The sequence below is a fragment of the Acinetobacter modestus genome (assembly GCF_014636095.1).
GTDB lineage: Bacteria > Pseudomonadota > Gammaproteobacteria > Pseudomonadales > Moraxellaceae > Acinetobacter > Acinetobacter modestus.
In genome coordinates, this window is the sequence record NZ_BMDV01000009.1 from 40,476 (window position 1) to 61,205 (window position 20,730).

Genomic DNA, 20,730 nt, shown 5'->3' on the forward strand with positions numbered 1-20,730 from the left:
CCTTATTTTAAAGTAATTAAATTCTTGCCTTGCATGTCTGAAGGTACAGGAATATTCATCAAATGAAGTAATGTTGGTGCCACATCAGCCAATACTCCACCTTCTGCAATCGTTGCTTGAGTAGGACCCACATAAATAAATGGCACCAATTCAGTGGTATGTTGTGTATGAACTTGTCCACTATCATAGTCTTGCATCTGTTCTACATTACCATGATCCGCTGTAATTAACATATGACCTTTGTTTGCCATTACTGCTTCATAGACACGACCTAAACACGTATCAACGGTTTCAACCGCTTTCACTGCTGCATCAAATACACCAGTATGTCCGACCATGTCACCATTGGCGTAATTGACAACCAGAAGGTCAAACTCACCCGAATTAATAGCATTCACTAACTCATCGGTGACTTCATAAGCACTCATTTCTGGTTTTAGATCATAGGTTGCAACATTCGGAGAAGGAATCAAAATACGTTTCTCTCCTAGATATTCATCTTCACGACCACCGCTGAAGAAGAATGTCACATGCGCATATTTCTCTGTTTCAGCAATACGCAACTGGGTTTTACCCAAACCTGATAAATATTCACCGATGGAATTTTTAAGTTCTTCTGGCATGTATGCAACTGGTGCATCAATACTTGCCTGATAGCGTGTTAGCATCACAAATTTAGATAAACTTGGAACGACTTTACGCGTAAACCCAGTAAAATCTTTCTCAACAAAGGCACGGGTGATTTCACGCGCACGATCAGCACGGAAGTTCATGAAAACCACACTATCGCCATCTTGGATTTTGGCAATTTCACCAATACGTGTTGCTTGAACAAACTCATCATTTTCTTCTGCTGCATAAGCTTGCTCTAAACCTTCTACAGCTGAGTTTACAACACGAACTGCCTCGCCTTCTGTCATTAAACGATAAGCGAGTTCAACACGATTCCAGCGGTTATCACGATCCATTGCAAAATAACGGCCAATCATCGAAACGATACGACCTTGATTTGGATACTGAGCAAATAAAGCATCGAATTTTTCTAATGAAGGCTTTGCGCTACGTGGAGGGGTATCACGACCATCAAGGAAAGCGTGTAGATATACTGTTGCGCCACGTTTTAATGCCAACTCACACATCGCCACAATATGATCTTCATGCGAATGCACACCACCTTGTGACAACAACCCCATTACATGGACTGCGCCATTTGCTGCTTTGGCTTTTTCAACTGCATCCACTAACACTTCATGCTCAAAAAAAGCACCTGTCCGAATATCTTTGGTAATCCGTGTAAAGTCCTGATATAAAACACGACCTGCACCTAAGTTCATATGACCAACTTCAGAGTTGCCCATTTGTCCATCAGGTAGGCCTACATCTTCGCCAGAACCTGAAATCAAACTATTTGGATGCTTTGCTTTCATCGCAGTCAGATTTGGTGTTTTTGCTGCTAAATATGCATTATCCTCAACTGCTTCACGATGTCCTACACCATCCATAATTACAAGAACGTGAGGAATTTTGCCAGCATTTGCATCCGTCATAATGGACTCTCTGTTTGTCTATCATTTGATCGGCGTATTTTACCCAAATTTACTGTAATTCTCTATGGCGTTACTGATGGCTTTCATCAATCAAAAGCATCGGGAATCATCTTTATATTCAAGTTTGGGGCCGATCTTGATTAATTATTTTATTGAGCATCTGCGTGATGACTTGTTGGGTATAACTATGTGCCTGAGGCAAACTCGCCCCTTTGGGACCTGCGACATTTAAAGCAGTAATATTATTCTGATGGCAAAATAAATAGATCCGCTCTGCTGCTCGCTCAATCGGAACCTCATTTCCATCAATAAGCAAATATGCTTTGGACTGCTTGATACATTCTAATAACGTAAGCTCTGTACCACCTTTGGGATAAATATAATCGAAATAGATAATGACCGTTGCATCACTATCTCGAACATTCTGCTTAGTCCTCTTTCGATAGCCACTCTCTGCTAAAATAATTAAAGGATACTCGTCTGGAATTCTTCCATCTTCTGCCATTCGATCCTCGGGACACCAACCACCACACGGCACCCCTAAATCTAATGCGGCATCTAAAGCACCTCTATCAACTCCGGTTTGTCCACCAGATATAATTTTAATGTGCATAGAAATCTAATTTTCTACCTTGCTCGATATAATAAATAGCTACCCATCATGAACATCAATACCACTGGTAATAATACGAACCAAGCAGGTGACGGTGCATAAACTAAGCTTGCATAACCTAAAAAGTCTTGTAAATAGAAGAACCCTAACCCAGTGAAAAGTGCGATAACCAAGCGAAAACCCATAGACTGCTGGCGCAATGGGCCAAAAATAAATGAACAGGCAATCAGAACCAACGTAATCAGTGCAAATGGAGACGTGACTTTTTTCCAAAAGGCTAACTCATAGGTCTTTGGAACTTGGCTATATTCTGATAAATACTGCATAAAACTAATCAATTGACTTGGAGATAAATCGTCTGGGTCCAAAGTCACCATATGTACATATTTAGGTTGTAAAGCCAATCCTAACGCTTGTTGCTCGTGATCCGTTTTAATCGCATTCCCTTGAGCAAGTAAATCAACCTGATGTGATTTCTCTAAAGTCCACTGACCATCTTTTAAAAATTGGCCTTTTTCAGCAGTGACAAAGGACTGCAATCGATAGTTCTGATCAAAATCAATCGCTTGAATATTACGTAATTGACCTTGGGAATTCGCATAATCAATATAGATAAAACGTTGGCCTTCACGTGACCAATAACCTTTTACCTCACCTAAAGCCGCTACGCTACGTTGTTTTTTAATGCTTTGTGCTTTTTCATTGGTATAAGGAATCACCCATTCACTCAATACAAAAGACAATACAATTAAAAGTAAAGCTGAGCGCATCACCCAACCCACTATACGCCACAGGCTGATACCAACCGAACGCATGACGATCAGTTCACTATTCGAAGCAAGAGCACCCAAACCTAAAACAGAGCCGATTAACGCTGCAACAGGTAAAATATCATACAAATAACTCGGTGCACCCCATATCACATATAGGAAAGCTTGCCATGCATTATAAGTTGGTTTCAGCGAGCCTAATTCACCTAAGTAAGTGAATAATATTTGTAAAAAAGATAACACGAGCGTTGTGCCCAGCATTGCAAGGACTGTAGTTTTTGTCACATGTTTGGCGACTATTCGACGTGCTAACATTACAACCCCACTCGCTGAATACTTTTCTTAAGTTTTGGTGCTAACTTTTGTTTCCGTGCAAAAATTGCCGCCGCAATGGCATAAATCATTAATGCGACAGGATAAGCCCAGATGTCTAACTCACCTTTACTAATTCGTGTCTGAATTGCGATCATTAATACAATAAGGCTAGCAAAAATAAATATAGATGGAATAAGACGATAATATCGACCTTGACGTGGACTTACTTCAGATAACGCAACCGCAAGCATCAATCCAACAATAATCACAAATGGACCAAAGATACGCCAACCAAGCTCGCTGCGAATGACAGGATCATCACGTCGCTCCCATAGCTTAGACATCGATAAAGCTTCAACATCATCGCTTTCAAACTTAACGTCTTTATCATTCTCTAAACGTAAGCGATAAGATTGAAATTCTGCTTGGGTATAGCGTGGCTGATTCGGATAAATTTCGTAACGGCGACCTTGAACCAAATCAACAACATTCGCCGTATCATTTGCCATTTCGACACGTGTCGCTTCTTTGGCTAAAATCATCACATCTGGTTTATCTTCACGATCGGCTTTCTGATAATAAAAAATATCTTTTAAATTTTTTCGATCTTCAGAAAGTGAACCTGCGTAAATGGTATAAGGACCTGAAGAAATAAATTCCTTAGGTCGGACCAAATCAAAACCTGCTCGCACTGCTTGTGTTTGCATCAAGCTTTCGTAAGCACGAATTCCAGATGATGAACCCCAAAACATTAATATTGCTTGAACAATCAAAAAAACAAATGTCATCGGCAATAAAAGTTTGGCCAATTGATTACGGCTAACACCACTGCCATTTAAAACTGCCATTTCATGGTCAACATATAGACGACCAAAAACCAGCATGAGTCCAATAAAGAAACCCAATGGCAAAATTAAAGTTAGAAACTCTGGCAAACGATAAGCAATGATACTCAGCAGCACACTAGCGTCTAAACGACCCTGTGCAGCTCGCCCAAAAATCTTGATTAACTGCCCACCCATAATAATTAAAGTAAGCAAAGCTGTCACAACCAAAGAGGTGGAGACCACTTGTTTGACGAGATAACGCCGAATAATCAAAGTAATGCTTCCAAAAATAGACCAATCGAGGGGTAGTGCTAGTTTACCCGAATGTTAAAAATATAAAACCTATCGCTTGTTGCGGATTGCAACCTCATATCTGAAAGTGTTTAATGGACTTATCTTTCTTTTTCGCTGCTTAGGTTCTATACAAACAATGAAATTTACCCTTCATACCGCATTCCCAACACAGTCGTCTAGTGAATCTTTGTGGATTTTGGTTGATTCAGAACAATTACAACAGAACTTAAATAGTTATCAAATCAATCATCTAGAAGATGTTCTGAATGCTACACAATTCAAAGCTGGTTTTAATGAAAATATTGCCCTGATTACCAATATCGCTGTACAAGCCAATGCACATTTACTCGGTTTAGGCAAAAGTGCTGAATTGAAAGCGACAAAATTAGCAAAACTTGCACAAACGATTATCAAATCATCACAAAATAAATTTAGACAAATCACCGTAGATCTCAGCGCATTACCAACTGATTTACATTACCTATTTGCCTTAGGTTTAACTCAAGCAGCCTATGCGTATGATGAATTTAAATCGAAAAAAAATGAGTTCATCTTAGAAACGATTAATCTAGTTGCAAATGAAACTGTACTTGATGATGCTCAATTAAAACTCGTCCAAGCAGTTCAATCTGGACAAAACTATGCTCGAGATTTAGGCAATCGTCCAGGAAATATTTGCTTCCCTGAATACCTTGCAGATCAGGCGATTGCACTTGCAGCACAATACCCAGACCTATTAAAAGTCACTATCCTTAATGAACAGCAAATGGCTGATTTAGGGATGAATGCTTTTCTTGCTGTAAGCAAAGGCTCTGATCGACCAGGCAGAATCATTACACTTGAATATCACGCAAAAGCTGATCAAGCACCTATCGTACTTGTCGGTAAAGGCGTTACTTTTGATACAGGCGGTATTTCATTGAAACCAGGCTTAGGTATGGATGAAATGAAATTCGATATGTGTGGTGCTGCCTCTGTATTAGGTACTATGCAAGCACTTTGCGAAGCTCAACTCCCAATTCATGTTATCGGTGCGATCGCAGCAGCAGAAAATATGCCTTCAGGTCATGCAACACGCCCTGGAGATATTGTGACGACCATGAGTGGTCAAACTGTAGAAATTTTGAACACTGATGCAGAAGGTCGTTTGGTTCTATGTGACACCCTCACTTATATCAAACGTTTTAATCCTGCGCTTGTGATTGATATTGCGACACTTACGGGTGCATGTGTTGTTGCGCTGGGCAAAGTCGTCAGTGGGCTATTCTCTCCAGATGATGAACTGGTACAAGAATTACAACTGGCTGGTGAACAATCACTCGACCGTGTATGGCGTATGCCTGTGATGGAAGAATATCAAGAACTCCTTGATTCACCGTTTGCCGATATTGCCAATATTGGTGGTCCTTATGGTGGTGCAATAACCGCAGCATGCTTCCTTGAACGTTTCACTCGTGATTATCGTTGGGCACATCTTGATGTGGCTGGTACAGCATGGTTATCTGGTGCAGCTAAAGGTGCAACTGGACGCCCAGTACCATTACTTATGCAGTTTTTAGCTAATCGTGTTGAAACGAATAACTAATCTATGGCACAAGTTAGTTTTTATTTGTTTGAAAACAGCATTGAGCGGCAAGTCGAAAGTGCTTGCCGTTTATGTCGAAAAATTCTGAATCAGCACCCACAGATTTGGTGGTATTGTGTTGATTCAAATTTACAAAATGAGTTGGATAACAAGCTATGGTGTTTTGATCCAAGTAGCTTTATTGCTCATGGAATTGATCAGTTGAATAGTCCAGTGTGTATTTCAGCTGACTTACCACCATCCAATGATTGGATTGTATTTAATTTTAACAATCATGCACTTGAACAAACTCAAGATTTTCGCCACATTATCGAAATTATTGAAAATAATGAAACGGCAAAACAGATCGGGCGAGAGAAATTTAAGATGTATCGTCGTTTAGGCATTGAGCCACGCACATTTAAATTATAAGTCTGTAAATCATAGCATCGTATAAGGAGTGTCGTGTGGCATTAAATGTAGGTCAAGATTTTAAAAAACGTTGGTTAAATACGCCTGAAACTGTACGTCAGACCTATCAGGAAGATTTAGCTCGTATCTGTGATCTACTGTTACCACAAACACAAATCCAAACATGGATACAACTCGAAGAAAAAGCTCAGCTACGCTCTCAACAACGCATTGATCAAGCTTATGCACATTTAAAAGCCGAGTTAATTGAACAAGCACGCGTTCGTAAACAATTGGCTTTGGAAAAAGCTCTAGCAGAAAAACGTGCTACTCAAGCTGCTTATGCCGCGCAACTGCAAGCAGATGAGTTAAATCAGTTCCAACAACAAACGGAAAATCTTGTTGCCCTTCGACAACACATTGATCAAGAAATTGCACAACAAACTGAACGTTATCAAACAAATCCTGAACAACCAAGTATTGATTATGCGCAGGCTCAACGTGTTCGGATTGATGACCAACAAATCTTATCTGAGCTCGAAAGTGTGCGTGTTCGCTTAGAACTAGAAGCAGAAAACTTAATAGAACAAGCTGTAACTGTATTCCGAGCAAAACTACATGCACTTGCCCAAGATGAAATTGATTACATTCTGAAAAATAGTAAGTTTTCAGATGAAAAATAATAAAAAAGCCCAGTTTAAACTGGGCCTTTTTATGTTTCATTTTTTTATTTTAAGAAACCGTTTTCAGCCAAAAATGCCATACTGATGTTCGACTCAGTTTTTTGTTCCGCTGCTTTATCACCCAACAATAAGCGCTCGATATAACGTGCCAGCACATCAACCTCTAAATTAACTTTTGTACCAACCTGCCATGTGCCAATATTGGTACGCTCAGCAGTATGAGGGATGAGATTCAAACTCAGAATATTGCCACGTAGATGGTTAATGGTCAGACTAATCCCATCAACAGTTACAGAACCTTTTTCAGCTAAATATTTTGCCAATTCAACAGGTGCTGTTACTTCAAAATATAATGAACGTGCGTCTTGTCGAACGACTGTAATTTCTCCAAGACCATCGACATGCCCACTCACAATATGTCCACCAAAACGAGTTGTTGGCAACATTGCTTTTTCGACATTGACGGATTGACCCACTTTCCATTGACCTAAAGTCGTTCGATTTAAGCTTTCACGAGACACATCTGCAGCATACCAATTGCTTCCCCACTCGATCACTGTGAGACAAATTCCATTGGTGGCAATTGAATCACCTAAATGCACATCAGACATATCCAAATCAGTTTGAATACGTAGACGTACATCACCGCCTACACTTTGTAAGCTCTCAACCTTACCTAAACTTTCAATAATGCCTGTAAACATGGGAGTTCTAACCTAATCTTATGCAATATATGCCATAGTGAATCGAATACCATAAAGCAAAGCCCTAGAGATAACAAGGGACTCCAAGTTCAAATATCTGCAATAAAAAAGGCGATCCATTGATCACCCTTTTATTATTTTCAACCTTAAATTACTGCATTTCAGAGACACGTTTATTGGCTGTCTGTTTAAGCTCAACCGTATTATTTAACAAGAAATGGCTAAAAAACAATTTATAACCTAATACGCCTAAGCAAGCGCCAACAATCGGTGCAAAGATAGGCACAATAAAGTAAGGAATATCACGACCGCCAGTAAAAACAATTGAACCCCAGCCTGAAAAATAGGCCACAACTTTTGGACCAAAATCACGTGCAGGATTCATAGCAAAGCCTGTTAATGGACCAAAAGAAGCTCCAATGACAGCAACTAATAAACCCACCAAAATAGGTGCTAAAGCACCACGTGGCAAACCATTATGATCATCCCCAATCGCCATGATGAGCCAAAGTAATAACATAGTGATAAACATTTCCACCATAAACGCCTGTCCAATAGACAATAAATGATGTGGATAGGTTGAGAAAATTCCAGCCAACTCCAAACTCTCTACACTCCCCCGTACCATATGGTGTGTTTGCTCATAATCCATAAATAGATTGCTATACAAACTATAGACCAATAGTGCGCCTAAAGCAGCACCAGAAACTTGAGAAATAATATAGAAAGGAACTTTACGTTTATCAAAACCAGCAAACAGTGCTAATGCGATCGTAACGGCAGGATTGAGATGAGCTCCAGAAATACCGGCAGATAGATAAACAGCCAATGCTACAGCCAAGCCCCATACAAGGCTGATTTCCCATAGCCCTAGACTTGCTCCTGCAAGTTTAAGCGCAGCCACGACACCAATACCAAAAGATAAAAAAACTGCGGTAGCAAAAAATTCAGCTATACATTGCCCTAACAAGCTGGGTTCCGAGCGACTCATCACAACCTCTCTTGGTCAGTGCTGCGTATAGGCATGACCTGAAATAAAGCTCGGCAAAATATATTCATTTTCGAAAATGATCAATATTCTTCTGGTAGTTTTTCAACCAAACAGTAAAATATTTTTTGTAAATAAAAAAGATTAAACCACGCAACAAGAATAGATAAGCAATTGTTTTTAATTAATTTAAAGGTAAATAGTTATTCCGAAAGACTTAGTTAAATTCAATGACAATTCATGTAAAAACAATCATTTATTTTATAAAATTATATGTATTAGCAAGAAAGTGAAAAAAATAGAAAATAGACACCACTTTATCCCAAAATGGTGTCTACTTGAATTTACCAAAGTGCAAGCTGAGTACTATTGCCTGTCGTATCAACACCACCCAACTCAGCAAAATGATATAACTGCCCTAAAAGTTGTCGTAATGGAGGGCCAGACTTCGCATGGGTATCCGTAATCACAATAAACTCAAGAACACGTGCACGTTCTGATTGACGCTGTTTACTCACTCGATAACGCGGTACATCTTGAGTTAACAAAGTCACTTTACCGCGCTTTAAATTAGCAGTAAGCAAATCTTTAGGCTCAATATTCCCATCAGTTGAATAACTAGTCAAAATATAGCGAGCATTAATTGTTTCCAATAACTTTTCATAAGCTTCTTTCGCATACTTAGAAGAGTTATAAGGACTTGGGCGCTCTTTACGCCATGCTCGATCAATTCCACTCTTAAAGCCTTTGGTATCAGGTGATGGTAAATCCACTTGATCCCATAAAGTCAGAGCATTTAAAACATGGTAGTTACTGCTGTAGGCATGCTGATTATAAGGTGGATCAAGATAGGCAACATCGACTTCGAAACCACTCATTTGGTTGGCTAAATGTTGTGCATCGACACACCACATTTCAGCCGCAGGTCGTTTGGGATCACCAATCTCACAAAAACGGCTCGGTGTAAGCCATATTAATGACTCAATTCGTTCTAGAGCCGTTTGAGTTCGACCACCCCAACCCTGATGAAAGCTCTTAAATACACCACTGGTATTACTAACAAAACTTGCCGAATATAAAAGTGGTGCCAATAGAGCACTCATTTCTACATCATTGATTGCACCTTGCGCTTGCCAAGTTGCGATCTGTTGACGAATTGCATCAATACGCATCCCATTACGGCGTTTGAAAAACAAACGGTCACGAGCAGGATCATACACATCATCATTACGTGGACAAAGATTATGTGTCACCCAGCCTTTGACTTCTGGCAATCGATTCAAATAGTCGATCGCTTTTTGATAGCCACCTAATTCTTTAAATGCGGGTGCATCAACACAAGCTAAAATCGCATTGTTCAACGCATGGCTATACGGTTCCCAGTCATTTGCAATGACACGATAGCCGTTTTGACGTGCTAAACGTGAGACCACGCCACTCCCTGCAAAGAAATCAGCAAAAATCGGTGGATTCTTTTTCTTACTATTCAGTGTGCCTGTAATCTCAAGTGCTTCCAAAATGAGATGAAGCAGTCGACGCTTATTGCCTAAATAAGGTACTAACTGATGAAAAAGATATTCGTCAGTCGTACGTGCTGCATGACGACGCTTGTGATAAACCGATGGTTCTGGATTCATATCATCTCTTGGATAGGGAGCAATCTTAGGCGAATATCTTGCCCAAGTTGGGTTACATCGACTAAATCAAAACGCAATTGTTCTGCCATTGTACTAAATTCAGCATTGAACATTGCACGAGCAGATTGACCAAGTAAAGTCGGTGCAACATAACTGATCATTTCATCAACTAAACCTTGCTGTAAAAAAGCCGTTGATAAAGTTGCGCCTGCTTCAACCAACACATCATAAATTTGATACTGTTGAGTTAAAGTTTGCAATAATTGACTTAAGGGTTGCGGCGCCAATTGTATCACGCCTAAATCAGCAAGTTCTTGACGAAATGGTGTCATCACCATCACTGTTTCAGGATTTTTCAAAATCTTCGCTGAAAGTGGTAACTGTCCTTGTCGGTCGAGTACAACTCGCTTAGGTTGAACCACCGAAGTAAGATCAACTCCCTCCAATTCACGTACATTCAGCTCACAATCATCTGCTAAAACGGTTTGAATCCCTGTAATCACAGCACCCGAAATTGCACGCCAATGTTGTACATCCTGTCTAGCGATTGCTCCAGTAATCCATTTTGATTCTCCTGAAGCCATTGCAGTACGTCCATCTAAACTTGATGCAATTTTCAAACGCACATACGGCGAACCCGTAGACATCGCTTTTAAAAAGCCCAAATTGAGCGTTTTCGCAGTTTCTACACAAAGTCCTGTTTCAACTTCAATACCCGCTGCTTGTAAAATTTGAACGCCTTTTCCCGCAACTAATGGGTTTGGGTCTGAACAAGCTACCACGACTTTCTGAACCTGAGCTTTAACCAATGCTTCTGCACAAGGCGGCGTTCTACCATAATGTGCGCATGGTTCCAAAGTCACGTAAGCTGTCGCACCTTTAGCATGTTCGCCCGCTTGGCGAAGTGCAAAAACTTCTGCATGAGGTTGACCCGCTTTAGGGTGATAGCCCTCTCCAATCAGCTGCCCATCTTTGACAATAACGCAACCCACATTAGGATTCGGCTTGGTTGAATATTGCCCTAATCGAGCCAACTCAATTGCTTGCTGCATCCAATATTGATCTTGGGATAAATGATTTTGCGTGAACTCAGACATGATTTCTCTAACTTATGCTTCATTTTCACGTTGTTGCATTTGCTCAATCTGACGACGAAATGCTTCAACATCTTGGAAATCTTGATAAACAGAGGCAAAACGAACATAGGCTACATGATCAAGTGCAAATAAAGCCTGCATCACAATCTCACCAATTGTTCTAGACTTTACATCTCGCTCACCTAAACGGCGAATTTGTGATTGTATATCACTTAAAACCGTTTCAATTTGTTCTTGGGTTACTGGGCGTTTCTGTAAAGCATGCATCAATGAGCGGCGCAATTTTGCTTCATCAAATGGTTCACTTTTTGAATCGGATTTAATGACTCGCGGCATCACCATTTCATAACTTTCAAAGGTGGTAAACCGCTCACCACAAATCGTACATTCTCGACGACGACGGATTTGACAACCCTCAGCCGCAAGGCGAGAGTCGATGACTTTACTATCAGCAGCGTTACAAAATGGACAATGCATAATTGTGCGATTATTTACTCACTTTGCTTAAGTGTAGCAAAGTTTCTGCAATTGCTGAACTAGCACACGAAAGGCATAAAAAAACAGCCTTATTCGGCTGTTTTTTAAACTTCAAAGAATAATGAATTATTCGATACGTTCGCCATGTTGGCTAAGGTCAAGACCCATGCGCTCATCATCAGCACTTACGCGGATACCAATCACAAGATCAATCACTTTAAGGATAATGAAAGTCACTACTGCGCTATATACCATCGTTGCGAGTACACCTTCAAGTTGTACTTTTAGTTGTTCGATGATTGTTGGAGCAAGCGCAACGTTAGCAGCTTTAATGATTTCATCACTGTAGAACACACCAGTAAGAATCGCACCAACGATACCACCAACTGCGTGTAGACCGAAAGCATCCAATGCATCATCTGCTTTAAGGAGACGTTTAAGTGCTGTAATACCCCAGAAGCACACTACACCACCGATTAAGCCCATGATTAATGCACCACCCACACCAACGAAACCAGCAGCAGGAGTGATTACAACCAAACCAGCAACCGCACCTGATGCACCACCAAGTACTGAAGCCTTACCACGAACTAGACGTTCAACAATCAACCAAGAGAATGCAGCAGCGGCAGCAGCAACTTGAGTTACAAGAATTGCCATACTTGCACGAGCGCCAGCACCTAAAGCACTACCACCGTTAAAGCCAAACCAACCTACCCAAATTAAGCTTGCGCCAATCACAGTAAGAGTAAGGTTGTGTGGTGCCATTGATTCTCGACCTAGACCAGCACGTTTACCCAACATGTATGCAGCCACTAAACCAGCTACACCTGCGTTGATATGTACAACTGTACCGCCTGCAAAATCTAAAGCACCAGCTTTGAATAACCAACCATCAGCAGCCCAAACCCAGTGAGTAATTGGTGCATAAACCAAGATTACCCAAACTGCAATAAACGCCATGAATGCTGAATATTTCATACGATCAGCAATCGAACCACTAATAATTGCAACAGTGATGATGGCAAATGTCATTTGGAAAATAACAAACAAGCTTTCTGGAATAGTTCCACTTAAGGCATCAAATGCCACGCCATTTAGCATTGATTTGGCAAAGTCACCGACATAGGCACCTGAACCAGAGAATGCAAGCGAATAACCAACGATAACCCAAATTAAGCTGACTAGAATTGCCGCAGAAAGGCTAAACATCATGGTGCTGAGTACGTTTTTCTTACGAACCATACCACCATAGAATAGAGCCAAACCAGGAATAGTCATCAACAGAACCAGTGCTGTTGAAACGAGAATCCAAGCTGTATCGCCTGTATCAACTTTTGCAACTGGTGCAGGAGCTGGAGCAGCTTCTACAGGAGCAGGAGCTTCTGCTGCTACAGTGACAGTTGATGCAGCCGCCGTATCAGACGCTGCTACAGTTTGTTCAGCAACGGGTGTTGATGCAGCATCTTCTGCCCAAACCATCGCTGAACCACCTAAGAGTGCGCCAGATAGACTGAGCGCCATAAGCATTTTTTTCATTCGTGTCCCCCAACCTTATTTTGTGAGCTATTTCTCTTAATTCTAACTCAGCAAACTTTGTGCCAATTTAGACAGCATCTGGTCCAGTTTCACCAGTACGAATACGGATGACTTGTTCCAAATTCGTGACAAAGATTTTACCGTCACCAATTTTTCCAGTGCTTGCGACACGAGTGATAGATTCAATAACCGCATCGACCATTTCATCGCTAATCGCAATTTCAATCTTTACTTTCGGTAAAAAATCAACGACATACTCTGCACCACGATACAGTTCAGTATGACCTTTTTGACGACCAAAACCTTTTACTTCAGTTACGGTAATCCCTTGAACACCAATATCAGAGAGTGCTTCACGCACATCATCGAGTTTGAATGGTTTTACAATTGCAGTTACAAGCTTCATGTGTGTTTTCCTTCGGCTTATTTTCACCAGTAAGGTTTTATGTTCAATTTTCATGCCAATATTTGAAGGTTGGGGATTTTCAAACCATCAGCAAGAGCTTTCTTTATAACCTATTTGGGCGTCAAGATGTAGATATTCAATCGAAAATAAGTTTCATTTGCTCCTGTTTAACTGAATTTAGATACTAGTGGCATCAATGCGTTGAACAGGGCTATGGGATTACTACAAGCAATGGTACACTTGCCTACAAATACATATAACCTATTGAGCGCTTCATGATTGAAACTCTTTTACAAGCCATTCTTGAACAAGTTGACCAACCTAAAAAAGATTTAGAAAAAAATTTACGTGCTTTGCTAAATGAAAGCGTCGAAAAATTAGATTTAGTCTCTAAACAAGAGCTGGAGCGCCAGAAAATAGCGCTAAATTTAGCAAACCAACGCCTCGCTGCACTGCAACAGCAAATGAATGCACTAGAGGAGATGGTGCAGAAGCAAAAATAAGCACTAGTTTAGCGCAACAACCAATAAAAATGATTAAAAATAAAGCACCATGATGGAACAATAATAAAATGTCTTTCGCAAAAATTTACACGAGGGGTTTATTGGGTTTACATGCCCCTCAAATCGAAGTTGAAGTTCATATCAGTTCAGGACTCCCCTCCTTAACCATTGTAGGTTTAGCAGAAGCCGCTGTAAGGGAAAGTAAAGATCGTGTTAGATCAGCAATTATTAATAGTGGTTTCTTGTTTCCAACCAAACGTTTAACGATTAACTTAGCACCTGCAGATCTTCCCAAAGATGGCTCCCGCCTAGATTTACCGATCGCACTAGGAATTTTAATTGCTTCAGGTCAACTTCCTGAAAATTGTACTGAAGGATTTGAATTTATTGGTGAACTTGCATTAGATGGACATTTACGCCCTGTTTCGGGAATATTGCCAATTGCGATGGCTTGCCAACAAGCCCAACACCGCTTATTGGTTCCTACTAATAATCTAGAAGAAGCCAATCAACTCCCACAGTTTGAAGTTTATGCTGCTAAGCATCTGCAAGACGTATGCGCACACTTTTTGGGCACTTCTCATTTATCAACATCACCCAAACAAGAAAATTTAACCAATACTCAGTATCAATTTGATCTTGCAGATGTCAAAGGTCAATTACGTCCTCGTCGTGCACTAGAAATAGCTGCAGCGGGTGGGCATTCTTTACTTTTCAAAGGTCCACCCGGCACAGGTAAAACATTACTGGCTTCTCGACTACCTTCTATTTTGCCACCACTCAATGCCCAAGAAAATTTAGAAGTCGCAAGTATTTATTCGATTGCAAATGCTCAGCATACTTTTGGACAACGTCCCTTCCGTGCACCACACCATACTGCGTCAGCGATTGCATTAGTTGGAGGCGGTTCACAACCTAAACCAGGCGAAATTACGCTTGCACATTTAGGCGTATTATTTTTAGATGAATTACCTGAATTTGACCGCAAAGTTTTGGAAGTTCTCCGACAACCTCTAGAATCGAAAGAGATCGTCATCTCTCGTGCGGCAAGACAAATGACATTCCCAGCGAATTTTCAATTTATTGCAGCGATGAATCCATGTCCTTGTGGTTACGCATTTAACCAAGATAGCCGCTGCCAGTGCTCAGTAGAAAATATTCAACGCTATCAAAATCGTATATCAGGTCCATTATTAGATCGTATTGATTTACATATTGATGTGCCACCTTTGCAGACCAAAGAACTACAAGATCAAAGTCCGACAGAAAGTTCTACAATTGTGCGGCAACGCGTGATGAAAGCTTATGATAAACAAATGTTAAGACAGCAATGTTTGAATCAGGCACTTTCTCCAAATTTGTTAGAACAATATGCACAATTAGATGAAAATTCAGCCAAAATCATCGAAATGGCTCAACAGCGACTTAATCTCTCAGCACGCGCCTATCATCGTGTACTTCGTGTTGCACGAACCATAGCCGACTTGGCCGAAAGCGATATCATTTTAACAACCCATTTAACAGAAGCCTTATCTTATCGAGGCTAGATAGAAAATTACATGAATCAAAAATTGCCTTTATTAAAACTAAAACCTAGCGACATTGAACATGGAATAAAAGTCGTCAATCGTACGAAACGTTTCATTGTTTTTGTTCCTGCCTTATTACATGGCGGCGAAGCACTGATTTTTCCATCACAAAGTCGTTACTCAGGTCAACAAATTAAGCAAGGGAGAGGTATTGTTTTTTATAATGGGGTTGACTCTGCATGGCAAGCAGCTCTCGGTAATGGTGAAGACTGTATTATTATTAATGACATTACTCCATCACAAGCATCGTTGTTACTTGAAAAATATCATGCTCTTTTAGGACAAAATAAAAATCTGAACTTACAAAGTATTAAGACGCTTTTATCATACGCCAAACAAGAATTGAACATTATTGATTTTTATAATAAACGTGCATCCAGTGTATTAAGGGATACTAAAATTATTGATGAAAACAATCCATTCTTTATGGAAGTAACCAAACAAGAAGTTCACAAAGCATTATATATTCCACATGGATTTATATTTGATGGTCCCGTCCAACAAGTATACCCTCAAGGAGCAGTGATGGTGAGTGATAAGAAAAGATGCTGGGGTGTAGGAACAGATGTATTTCTAAGAGGTTATCGAAAAATAGAAAATGGCAAAGAATACAATTTAATAAGTATTGAAAATGATTTTGGAGAAAGATTTACTTTCTCCAAATAATCAAACCCATAAAAAAAGGCTGAGATATTGCTCAACCTTTTTATTAAATAAAATGTCTTTAAAAAGCGTAACCTAAACCCAAAACAACTTTATTTTTTTGCTTTGTTTCATCACGAGTATAGCCACCAAAGATATAGTCTAAGCTCCAAGTTGCACCAGTATTTCCTAAAGGATGTGACAATCCAAGAGTTGCGTGACGGAAAGCAAAATCAGTTTTGGTAACATCTCCTGCTTTGGCTTGGTAAGCTAAATACTCATCATCATCACCATAATAATAGGCTGCTAATTGAGCTTTACCCGTAAAACCACCAGCTAATTTTGGTGCATAGGTTGCTAGGAAATAAGTATCACCTTTATTTCCAAAAGTGACATTATTTAATAAAGTTTGTGCTGTAATACTCAAATCTTTATAACTTAAGCCGACAATGGTTTCATACCCTGTTGATTCCCAACCTGGATAATAGTAATAAACCGTACCGCCAATTTGATAACCAAGATCATCTGTAATCTTACCTTTATAACCAGCATATAAATCATTTTCGAATGACTTCTTATCTTCTTTTACATAAGTCGGTGAGGTATTAAAATCTGCATATGCAGCAGTTAAGGTCGAAAACCAGTATCCCAAATAGAATCCACTATCATGCGTATAATCAAGTCCACCTTGTACTGCAGGTGTATCACTTTCAGGTGAATTTGTCATACCACGTAGATTATAACTAGATACTACGTTTACATTGCCTGTAATCGTTCCTGGAAATGGTAGCTTTGTTTCATCAGCCAAACTTAAAGTTGATGTTGTAAATACCATCGCTAGAACTGTAGCTTTGCATGCAAATTTCATCATATTGATTTCCCCCATTATTTAGATATTCAACTGATTTATGTTCTAAATTGCATCATGATGAAATTTGCAAATGCTGTGCCAAAAGTAAGAATTAAATTAAAATTAAATATAAACTATTGATTGTAAATATTTTTAAAAAATATTTATTTTATTCTTTTATTAATCAATCAATCTCTCACGATAAGAATGTGATAACAAAATGCATCTTTAAATATAGGGGCGCACATAATTAGCACCTATTTTAAATATAAAGTTTTCGCTTTTCTTTTCTAAGAATGAATAAAAAAAGCCAGCATATATGCTGGCTTTTTTTATTCATTCTTAATATTAAAATGCTTTGGTCAGGGTAAATACGGCACCTGTTTCAGTTCCACGCTTATATGGTTGATCATTTGCATCAATATTAGTACCAATAGCAGCTAGTTCAGCCGTTAAACCTGAAACTGATTTAACTGAGTATGTTACACCAACTTTCCAGTCAACATAGTTGTCATCCTCGCTAGCATTATCGCTAAAATCATATTTGTCGGCTTTCGTATAACCAACGCTCGCAACACCACCAAAACCAGCAGCAAACGGTACATTATAAGTTGCATTTAAGTACCAAGCATTTTCACTTAGACCAACAAAGTCATTTGTATAGTTAATACTTGCCAAGAAGCTATCACCAGAAGTTACAACTTCTTTAAACCCTAGTTTTGCATATAGCTCAAGCCAATTTGAATCAGATGAACTTGGATAACCGTAATACCAAAGACCAACATCTAATGTTGGCTTGCCAGCAAACGGTAATTCAGTTGCATAACCGACATATGGATCCAACTCTAAATGTGCTTTTGGATTTACATCACCAAAATTAACATTTGAACCCCATACACCAGCATAAAGACCAGAAGAGTGAGTTAGAGCAAAACCACCTTGAACTGCTGCATCATTTTCAGTTTGGGTAACACCACGATAGCGATAATCTGTAGTCAGTGCAGCAGTACCTGAAAAAGTAAGACCATTTTGAGACAAAGTGTTTGCTTCTTCTGCCATAGCAAAAGTCGAAGTCACAGCAAAAATACTTAACGCGATCGCCTTACATGCAAATTTCATCATATTGATCTCCCCCATGATGGATATTCGACTGAATTTATGTTTTAAGTTGCATCATTATGTAAATAGCAAATGCTATGCCAACTTCTTTAAAGCACTATAAAACCTAGGTTTGATGTCACATCTTTGTCATGAAATATATAAAGAGAATAAAAAAGGGCTATTTAAGCATTTTAAAATAGATTTTTTGATCCATTTTTAAGCAAAAAATAAGATTAGCAATTAAACCGCACAAAAATAATGCAACAACACTGCTCAACAATCGATCATTGTTAAACATTTAAAGTTTTGGCCTAAAAACCGGGGAAAATTCGCACAACATAAGTGCAACTTCTATAAAACGAGCGCTTTTTGATACAAAAATTTTACCACTTATCGGGATGTCATTTTTTGCAAATCGACCCAATCATTTTTTAATCAATTACAAAATAACTCATTAAAATAGAAAAGAAATTATCAAATATAATCACATATTTTAAAAAGAAAATATCAAAAAATAATCAACTTTAATTACAGTAATAAGATAATATTTTTTATATATAAAACAATTATTTAATTTTAATTTATCTATTTTTTATACAGGAATAAAAACAAAAAATATTATCCTAATTTTGTGTAAATTTAATTAAAATATTTTAATAAAAATCTATCTTTTTTATGCATAACTTATACAATTGGTCAAAATTTCGGATTCTCCCAAAATTTGTTATTTTATGAGGCTACATATGCCAAAGGCAAAAAAACTTACTTTAGCGGTTTTGATTAATGCCGCGTTAATCACCTCAACATATGCTAGCGAACAAAGCGAAGCAAAAGGATTTGTTGAAGATGCCAATGGGGATGTTTTATTCCGTACTGGTTATCTAACTCGTGATAAGAAAAATGGTGTTGAAGACACTAGTTCATACGCACAAACAGCTATGCTCAAACTCGACTCGGGTTTCACTCAAGGGGTCGTTGGTTTTGGAGCGGGTATTATTGGTGATGCCTCTTTTAAACTAGGTCCAAACCATAATGCTGGTAATGGCATGATCCCTCGCGAACGCCTAAATGGCGTAGATGGCATTGGTGATACATATGATCACTGGACACGTGGTGGCGGTTATGTAAAAGCACGCGTTTCGAACACAACTGTAACTTACGGTACACAAATTCTAGATTTGCCAGTTCTTGCGAGCAACACAGCACGTTTAGTACCTGAATATTTTGAAGGTGTTTTAGCAAACAACCGTGAAATTAAAGGTTTAGAAGTTACTGTCGGTAAATTTACAAAAAACCAATATTCTGACCAGATTACATCTGACGGTAACGAATTAGATAGTGCTGTAGTTTGGGGCGCTAAATATAAAGTAAACGATCAATTGAATACAGCCTATTATGGTACTGATATTAAAGATCGTTTAGAGCGTCATTATGCAAATGTGAACTATAAACAAGCGTTAGCAAATAATAGTTCATTAACCTATGATTTCAGTGGTTATCATACCGATTGGGATCGTCAAGCGAATAAGAGCTTATACTCTTATATCGGTTCAGCAAATGATGAATACCAGAACTCAATCTGGGCAATTTCAACAACATACAATACCGGTCCACATACAGTCATGTTCGCTTACCAACAGAACAGTGGTAATGCAGGCTATGACTATGGTTTAGGTCAAGGTGTTGGTGATGGTCATCAAACAATTTACTTACCAAACTCATATCTTTCTGACTTCATCGGTAATGGTGAAAAATCAGCGCAACTGCAATACAATTTAGACTTCGGTAGCTTTGGTGTACCTGGTTTAAGTTGGACAACTGCATTTGTATACGGTTGGGATATTAATACCAACGCATCAGTTAAAGATTTGAGTGGCAACGTGATTGAACGTGTTCGCACAGCAGACAATGCAACTGAACGTGAATTCTTCAATCAAGTAAAGTACACAGTTCAATCTGGCTTTGCCAAAGATGCGAGTTTACGTGTACGTCATTCATATTATCGTGCAAGCGATGAATACCAATCTGGTTACATCGGTGATACCAACGAATGGCGTATTTGGCTTGATATTCCTGTGAAATTCTTCTAATTTGCAGCAATTCAAGCAATAAAAAAACTCCATTCACTGAATGGAGTTTTTTTATTGCGCTCAACTTTAAATCATAAAATTAA

At 39.1% G+C, this 20,730-nt stretch carries 20 protein-coding genes; 7 read left to right on the forward strand and 13 right to left on the reverse strand.

Going from position 1 to position 20,730, the window contains the following annotated elements; translation table 11 throughout:
- Nucleotides 1-2: 2 nt before the first annotated feature.
- From gpmI to lptF, 4 genes are all read right to left on the reverse strand, one after another.
- A complete protein-coding gene (gene gpmI / locus IEV17_RS15550; RefSeq protein WP_004659428.1) occupies nucleotides 3-1,547 on the reverse strand; it encodes a 2,3-bisphosphoglycerate-independent phosphoglycerate mutase in 1,545 nt (514 codons plus the stop codon).
- A gap of 118 nt (nucleotides 1,548-1,665) precedes the next feature.
- Entirely contained in the window at nucleotides 1,666-2,160 is a 495-nt protein-coding gene (locus IEV17_RS15555) for a putative molybdenum carrier protein (RefSeq protein ID WP_004659431.1), read from the reverse strand.
- Between the two features lie 14 nt (nucleotides 2,161-2,174).
- Complete coding sequence (lptG, locus tag IEV17_RS15560) at nucleotides 2,175-3,245, reverse strand: LPS export ABC transporter permease LptG (RefSeq protein WP_004659432.1); 1,071 nt, start codon at nucleotides 3,243-3,245, stop codon at nucleotides 2,175-2,177.
- A complete protein-coding gene (lptF, locus tag IEV17_RS15565) occupies nucleotides 3,245-4,345 on the reverse strand; it encodes an LPS export ABC transporter permease LptF (RefSeq protein ID WP_004659434.1) in 1,101 nt (366 codons plus the stop codon). Before lptF ends, lptG begins: the two co-directional genes overlap by 1 nt.
- A 157-nt stretch (nucleotides 4,346-4,502) precedes the next feature.
- Here lptF and IEV17_RS15570 point away from each other — a divergent pair, with 157 nt between their 5' ends.
- The 3 genes from IEV17_RS15570 to blhA are packed head-to-tail and all read left to right on the forward strand — an operon-like array spanning nucleotide 4,503 to nucleotide 7,024.
- Nucleotides 4,503-5,951, forward strand: coding sequence for a leucyl aminopeptidase (locus tag IEV17_RS15570; protein ID WP_004659435.1), 1,449 nt, complete (start codon nucleotides 4,503-4,505; stop codon nucleotides 5,949-5,951).
- Nucleotides 5,952-5,954: 3 nt separating this feature from the next.
- Nucleotides 5,955-6,362 carry a DNA polymerase III subunit chi gene (locus IEV17_RS15575; protein ID WP_004659438.1) on the forward strand — a complete coding sequence of 136 codons (408 nt, stop codon included), beginning with the start codon at nucleotides 5,955-5,957 and terminating at the stop codon, nucleotides 6,360-6,362.
- A gap of 35 nt (nucleotides 6,363-6,397) precedes the next feature.
- Entirely contained in the window at nucleotides 6,398-7,024 is a 627-nt protein-coding gene (blhA, locus tag IEV17_RS15580) for a cell division protein BlhA (RefSeq protein WP_004659439.1), read from the forward strand.
- 44 nt (nucleotides 7,025-7,068) lie between these two features.
- Here the strand turns inward: blhA and IEV17_RS15585 are convergent, their stop codons facing one another.
- The 7 genes from IEV17_RS15585 to glnK all read right to left on the reverse strand — a co-directional run bounded on the left by IEV17_RS15585 (nucleotide 7,069) and on the right by glnK (nucleotide 13,872).
- Nucleotides 7,069-7,728 (reverse strand): riboflavin synthase, encoded by a 660-nt coding sequence (locus tag IEV17_RS15585; RefSeq protein ID WP_004659440.1) that lies wholly within the window; start codon nucleotides 7,726-7,728, stop codon nucleotides 7,069-7,071.
- Between the two features lie 151 nt (nucleotides 7,729-7,879).
- A complete protein-coding gene (locus tag IEV17_RS15590) occupies nucleotides 7,880-8,719 on the reverse strand; it encodes an MIP/aquaporin family protein (protein ID WP_004659441.1) in 840 nt (279 codons plus the stop codon).
- Between the two features lie 341 nt (nucleotides 8,720-9,060).
- Nucleotides 9,061-10,353, reverse strand: coding sequence for a DNA adenine methylase (locus IEV17_RS15595; RefSeq protein WP_004659442.1), 1,293 nt, complete (start codon nucleotides 10,351-10,353; stop codon nucleotides 9,061-9,063).
- Nucleotides 10,350-11,450 carry a bifunctional diaminohydroxyphosphoribosylaminopyrimidine deaminase/5-amino-6-(5-phosphoribosylamino)uracil reductase RibD gene (gene ribD / locus IEV17_RS15600; RefSeq protein ID WP_004659443.1) on the reverse strand — a complete coding sequence of 367 codons (1,101 nt, stop codon included), beginning with the start codon at nucleotides 11,448-11,450 and terminating at the stop codon, nucleotides 10,350-10,352. The genes IEV17_RS15595 and ribD overlap by 4 nt, the downstream gene beginning before the upstream one ends.
- 12 nt (nucleotides 11,451-11,462) lie before the next feature.
- On the reverse strand, nucleotides 11,463-11,927 hold the full coding sequence (gene nrdR / locus IEV17_RS15605) for a transcriptional regulator NrdR (protein ID WP_004659444.1): 465 nt from the start codon (nucleotides 11,925-11,927) through the stop codon (nucleotides 11,463-11,465).
- Nucleotides 11,928-12,053: 126 nt separating this feature from the next.
- Nucleotides 12,054-13,466, reverse strand: coding sequence for an ammonium transporter (locus IEV17_RS15610; RefSeq protein WP_004659445.1), 1,413 nt, complete (start codon nucleotides 13,464-13,466; stop codon nucleotides 12,054-12,056).
- A gap of 67 nt (nucleotides 13,467-13,533) precedes the next feature.
- Entirely contained in the window at nucleotides 13,534-13,872 is a 339-nt protein-coding gene (gene glnK, locus IEV17_RS15615; protein ID WP_000780326.1) for a P-II family nitrogen regulator, read from the reverse strand.
- Nucleotides 13,873-14,147: 275 nt separating this feature from the next.
- Here glnK and IEV17_RS15620 point away from each other — a divergent pair, with 275 nt between their 5' ends.
- The 3 genes from IEV17_RS15620 (at nucleotide 14,148) to IEV17_RS15630 (ending at nucleotide 16,630) form a co-directional block, all read left to right on the forward strand.
- Nucleotides 14,148-14,375 (forward strand): accessory factor UbiK family protein, encoded by a 228-nt coding sequence (locus IEV17_RS15620; protein WP_004659447.1) that lies wholly within the window; start codon nucleotides 14,148-14,150, stop codon nucleotides 14,373-14,375.
- A 68-nt stretch (nucleotides 14,376-14,443) separates the two neighbouring features.
- Complete coding sequence (locus tag IEV17_RS15625) at nucleotides 14,444-15,922, forward strand: YifB family Mg chelatase-like AAA ATPase (RefSeq protein WP_034600751.1); 1,479 nt, start codon at nucleotides 14,444-14,446, stop codon at nucleotides 15,920-15,922.
- 12 nt (nucleotides 15,923-15,934) lie between these two features.
- The gene (locus IEV17_RS15630; protein WP_004659450.1) at nucleotides 15,935-16,630 is read left to right on the forward strand and encodes a hypothetical protein; all 696 of its coding nucleotides are present in this window, start codon (nucleotides 15,935-15,937) and stop codon (nucleotides 16,628-16,630) included.
- 58 nt (nucleotides 16,631-16,688) lie between these two features.
- Here the strand turns inward: IEV17_RS15630 and IEV17_RS15635 are convergent, their stop codons facing one another.
- Together IEV17_RS15635 and IEV17_RS15640 are read right to left on the reverse strand one after the other, a co-directional pair.
- Nucleotides 16,689-17,477: a TorF family putative porin gene (locus IEV17_RS15635; RefSeq protein ID WP_004659452.1), complete on the reverse strand. Its 789-nt coding sequence runs from the start codon at nucleotides 17,475-17,477 to the stop codon at nucleotides 16,689-16,691.
- 327 nt (nucleotides 17,478-17,804) lie between these two features.
- Nucleotides 17,805-18,578 (reverse strand): TorF family putative porin, encoded by a 774-nt coding sequence (locus IEV17_RS15640; RefSeq protein ID WP_004659454.1) that lies wholly within the window; start codon nucleotides 18,576-18,578, stop codon nucleotides 17,805-17,807.
- A gap of 722 nt (nucleotides 18,579-19,300) precedes the next feature.
- On the opposite strand from IEV17_RS15640, the gene IEV17_RS15645 reads away from it, so the two are divergent.
- Nucleotides 19,301-20,647 (forward strand): OprD family outer membrane porin, encoded by a 1,347-nt coding sequence (locus IEV17_RS15645; protein ID WP_004659456.1) that lies wholly within the window; start codon nucleotides 19,301-19,303, stop codon nucleotides 20,645-20,647.
- The last annotated feature ends 83 nt before the right edge of the window (nucleotides 20,648-20,730 follow it).